Origin of the sequence: Mesorhizobium loti, from assembly GCF_003148495.1 — a bacterium.
GTDB lineage: Bacteria > Pseudomonadota > Alphaproteobacteria > Rhizobiales > Rhizobiaceae > Mesorhizobium > Mesorhizobium loti.
Genome location: NZ_QGGH01000039.1, coordinates 1 through 4621, shown reverse-complemented (window position 1 = coordinate 4621; position 4621 = coordinate 1). Strand labels below are relative to the sequence as shown.

Below are 4621 nucleotides of genomic sequence, written 5' to 3'. Positions count from 1 at the left end.
CGAGCTGCGCCATCTCGTCTTCGCTGGCATCGTCGGAGGACGCGTCCAGGAGCCTCATATAGACCGTGAAGTGCTCGTTGTCGTAGGCGGTCAGGATGAGGTGAGTTCGTCGACTGGCTTGGCTCGATTGCCCCATCATCGGCAATCAAGGCGCTCGACAGATTGTTCCACCCATTCTTCTGAATCCCCATAGAGGGCAGGGCCAGAGCGCCGATCCCGGAGAGAAGCAAGGCCCCGCGAAAGACGTCCAATGCCGGCAAAGCGAAAAAGAGCTAGGAGGCGCTTAACTTCAAACCGCCGAATAGAGAAGCCAGTCGGTCAAGGCTCCGCAAGCTGAAACAAGGGGTTACGACGCCGGCAAGAAGATTGTCGGCCGCAAGCGACACATTGCCGTCGATACGGATGGGCGGCTGTTGATGGTCAACCTCACCACCGCCGATATCTCCGACAGTGCCGGCGCTCAGGCGATCCTGGATGGTATTCGCAAGCGCTGGCCCTGGGTGAAGCATCTGTTCGCCGACGGCGCCTATGACCGGCTGAAGCTCATGGACAAAACCACCTATCTCGACTTCGTGGTCGAGATCATCCGTCGATCCGACGACCAGAAGGGCTTCCAGATCCTGCCTCGCCGCTGGGTCGTCGAGCGGACCTTCGGCTGGATGACAAGATGGCGCCGCCTCGTGCGCGACTACGAGCAGCGCATCGACGTCTCGCAAGCCATGATCCTTGTCGCAATGGGCGGCAATCTCATCCGCCGAAACGATCATCCGTGAATTTCAAAACGGACTCTAATTAAGGCCGCCCCAATCCAGAAACTCCCCACCCAACTCCAACACTTGAAGTGAGAGCATTCCATGACCAGGCAGTTCGTGTTCTCTTCCGAATCCGTAGAGAGCAGTTTGGCGCAAGCGCGAGCGAGTAGTGCGCTTCCGGCATTTGGAGAATCCCAGGGAGCCAACGTGCCTGATCGTCCAGATTCCCCAGTTCTGTCCTGGGCATCTTGGTTGCCTCTGGATTCCCTCCTTCCAGACGCGGCGACGTCCCTAGCTCGGCGATCCGTCTCAGCGCCCCTGGCAATTAGTAAAGACCGCGCCGCCAGCTTAAATAAGGAAGCTGCTCTCAGGCGTGCGCCTCACGCCAAAATCTGAAATAAAATCATTCGGCAGATTACATTATTGCGCAACTCCCGACACCGTCCCCATGCTATTCACAGCTCCAATCGCAGCAGAGTGGAGAATGCCAGTTTGCCAAGCCAGCCGCCATGCTCGCCGCGAGCGGGTCTTCCGTACAACATCGCGCCGGCGTGCAGGGGAAATACAATCGCCCATCGACGTTCTCCCCTTTTTTATTGTGAGGCACAAGTCGAAACCGCAAGACGGCTGCTAGGCCGCGAGTATAGGAACACGCAACACATCTTAGTCCTCCAAGCTTCATGTCTTCAACGCTCTTTCAGCGGCTTGCTGAGGGAATGCATCGGGAAAGCGACACATGTCCGGGTCGAGTGATCTTGCGGATGACAAGCGCCAAGGCGAGCTTTCAAGCTTCGTCATGAGGGAGGTGCAGCGCATTCTCGCCCAATGCAATGAGGCGAGACAGGGTGAAAGGGCGGCTGTTTCGCCTTCGGATCCTGCTCCCGACAATTCCACCGCTGTGGCCGCTGAATTGCTTGGCAGGCTCGAGGCCGAAGTAGCGCGACGGCTAAACAGTACGGCGATTGAGATCGCTTCGCGACCTCGGCCAGCCGATCATCCGCTCGGACATCCGATTCTGAAAGATTTTCCGAAAGAAGGCGCCCGCATTGCGGAGTGGGCCGGTCCAGTTGCGGGATCGACGCATCTCGAGAGACGTTTTGGAATCCCGCGGTCCACGCTGCATTGGTGGCAGCGACACAATGATGTGGTTGCCTTTCGCAGAGGCTCCCGCAAGCATGTATTTCCCCTGGCTCAGTTCATCGACGGCAGGCCTATGCCTGGAATCAGGCAGGTCCTTTGCTCGATCTCAGATCCCAGATTGGCTTGGCTGTGGCTGATCAGCCCCTCACCTCTTCTCAAGGGTCACGTTCCTATCGAATTGCTCAGGGAAGGCATGAACACAGAAGCTGTTGCATCGGCCGCCCAGGCTATTTCTCTGATTGAATCTATCTGACGGTTCGGCAGGCGTCGGTGGCTGTTCGCGCACGTTCGGTGCGTCCGCAAACAGTCAATGTACCAATTGTGCCGTTTGTACAAATGTATAGTTGTCCAATTTGTACAAGTAATAATGCAAATTTAGTGGTAAAAATACAACTGGTGCTGCCACATATAGCTTAAAAGCGGAATTTGACCTTGTACTATTCCATGCGGTGAATAGCGTTCGAGCCGGGAAGGATGCTTCGCGATGCGCATCTTTTTCGATCGTGGGGACAGGGAGCGGTTCGTCCATCGACGTCCTCGCCCTTTTCAAATCATTCAAGGAGATCAAGTATGAACATCAAGAGCCTTCTTCTCGGCTCAGCTGCGGCCCTGATCGCAGTGTCCGGTGCTCGCGCCGCCGACGCGGTGACGGTCGCCGAGCCGGAACCGGCCGAATACGTAAAGATCTGCGATGTCTACGGCTCGGGCTACTTCTACATCCCCGGCACCGAAACATGCCTGCGCATTGGCGGCTATGTCCGCTATAATATCGGCGTCGGCGATGCAGGTTCGTTCGATGGAGTCGAAAACGTTCCGGACCGGCAGGGCGACGGCACCAACGATACCTATGCCAAGTATGCCCGTTTCACGCTCAGGACCTGGACCGGCCAGGAAACGGAACTGGGCACGTTGAAGACCTTCACCGAGACGCGCTTCACCTGGGGCAACAACAGCGGCGACTATTCAGACCAGACTCCGCCCAATGGCAGATGGATCAATCGCGACAGAGGCGTCACCCTCAACTACGCCTGGATTCAGCTCGGTGGTCTGCGCGTCGGCAGGGATGACTCGGCCTTCGATTCGTTCATCGGCTACGCCGGCAACGTTCTCAACGATACGCTGGTTCCGTACGGTGGTTTCGACACCAATGTCGTGCAGTACTACTTCGATGCCGGCAACGGCTTCTCGGCCGTGGCTTCGTTGGAAACCGGCTCTGAGGACGGGTCCGGGGATACCTCGATCGACAGCTACGTGCCGAATGTCGTCGGCGGCGTGAAGTGGACGCAAGGCTGGGGCGCCATCAGCGGCGTCGCGGCTTACGACAGCAACTACGAGGAATGGGCCGGCAAGGTTCGCTTGGACTTGACCCCGATCGAGAACCTGGCCCTGTTCGTCATGGTCGGCTACGGCTCGGAAAACGAAGACTTCAACGCTGGCCGCAATTTCTTCAAGGAGTGGGGCGGCAACTGGGCGGTCTGGGGTGGTGGCACCTACACCATCAACGAGAAGACCAGGTTCAATGCTCAGGCTTCGTATGACGAAGAAAAGAACCTCGGCCTCGCGGCCAACATTCAATACGACCTCGTTCCCGGCCTCACGGTCACGGCCGAAGTCGACTATGTCAACGTCGGTTCGGATGACCGTTTCAACTGGACCGGCGCCTCCAAGGACAGCAACATTGGCGGTCTCCTCCGCTTCCAGCGCTCGTTCTGAGGATTGAACGGCCCGTTCGCCGCATTCGAAGCGGTGAGTGGGAAGCCTTCAATTTGCGGCTGAACCATTTTGGTGAGGCTTGAAGAAATTTGTCGACGGATTGCTTGATCACGGACCTCCAATCCGAGTATTTCGTCGATGAAGAGGGGCGCCCCGTTCCCGGGCGCCCTTTTTAATGCGGTATCAAGAGTGGCGCGCAAGCGAGATAGATGGGCAGAATCCGCCACCAGTGCTCGAGCGTAAACCGGCACGGCTGGTCACAGTCGCTGTCGCCAGCAAGGTAGCGCGGATCGCCTGGGCGGTAATGGCGCGTGAGAAAAACTGCCGCGCGACGCCGTCAATGGCTCGAGGGTAACGAGGGTCGCGCGACATGACATCCAGTTTGGGCAGGAGAGAACGATGCAGGGGGCAATAGTATGGACCCCGCCCTCTAGGCGCGGTGAAATCTCGAACGCCAACTGCAACGAAGCAGAATGCCATGCAGGTCGTTCGAATAGGTCTGGATCTTGCGAAGTATGTCTTCGAGGTTCACGGCGTTAACAGCCACGGAAAAGTCGTCGTGCGAAAGATGCTGCGTCGCGATGCGGTAGCCCGCTTCTTCGCCAATCTGCCGCGATGTCTCGTCGGCATGGAAGCCTCGAACGGAGCGCATTATTGGGCATCTCGGCCATGAGGTTCGGCTGATCAGCCCTCAGTTCGTGACATCATACGTCGAACAAGAACGACCGGAACGATGCGGAAGCCACTGCGAGGCGTCCGGCCGGCCATTCGGCTTGGCTCGGCCTGTGCCGAAACGACGATCCAGTGGAGGGCGAGCCCGCCTGTTCGGTATCAGCAAACGCCGCGATCGCTATCCTGTTGCAATCGGGCGGGTCCATATACGTCCATACATGCCACTGAAGTTTCATCCATTTGGCGATTATACCAACGGCTTTGACGGCTGACTCTCGGGGGATTCCGGCCTGCTCGGTTTCATGATTCTTTGGCGTGAGAGGAGATTCGCGCATGGGATCAGC

Annotated in this window: 2 protein-coding genes and 3 pseudogenes; all 5 read left to right on the top strand. The window is 57.7% G+C overall.

Going from position 1 to position 4621, the window contains the following annotated elements; all coding sequences use genetic code 11:
• Window positions 1-308 precede the first annotated feature (308 nt).
• Window positions 309-773 (top strand): annotated as a pseudogene (locus tag C8D77_RS37055) (IS5 family transposase); the annotation flags it as partial.
• 715 nt (window positions 774-1488) lie between these two features.
• Complete coding sequence (locus C8D77_RS37050; RefSeq protein ID WP_109672922.1) at window positions 1489-2145, top strand: antitoxin Xre/MbcA/ParS-like domain-containing protein; 657 nt, start codon at window positions 1489-1491, stop codon at window positions 2143-2145.
• A 317-nt stretch (window positions 2146-2462) separates the two neighbouring features.
• Complete coding sequence (locus tag C8D77_RS37045) at window positions 2463-3605, top strand: porin (protein ID WP_109672920.1); 1143 nt, start codon at window positions 2463-2465, stop codon at window positions 3603-3605.
• Between the two features lie 229 nt (window positions 3606-3834).
• Window positions 3835-3960 (top strand): annotated as a pseudogene (locus tag C8D77_RS38755) (IS110 family transposase); the annotation flags it as partial.
• 123 nt (window positions 3961-4083) lie between these two features.
• Window positions 4084-4372, top strand: a pseudogene (locus tag C8D77_RS38750) (IS110 family transposase); the annotation flags it as partial.
• Window positions 4373-4621: the final 249 nt, after the last annotated feature.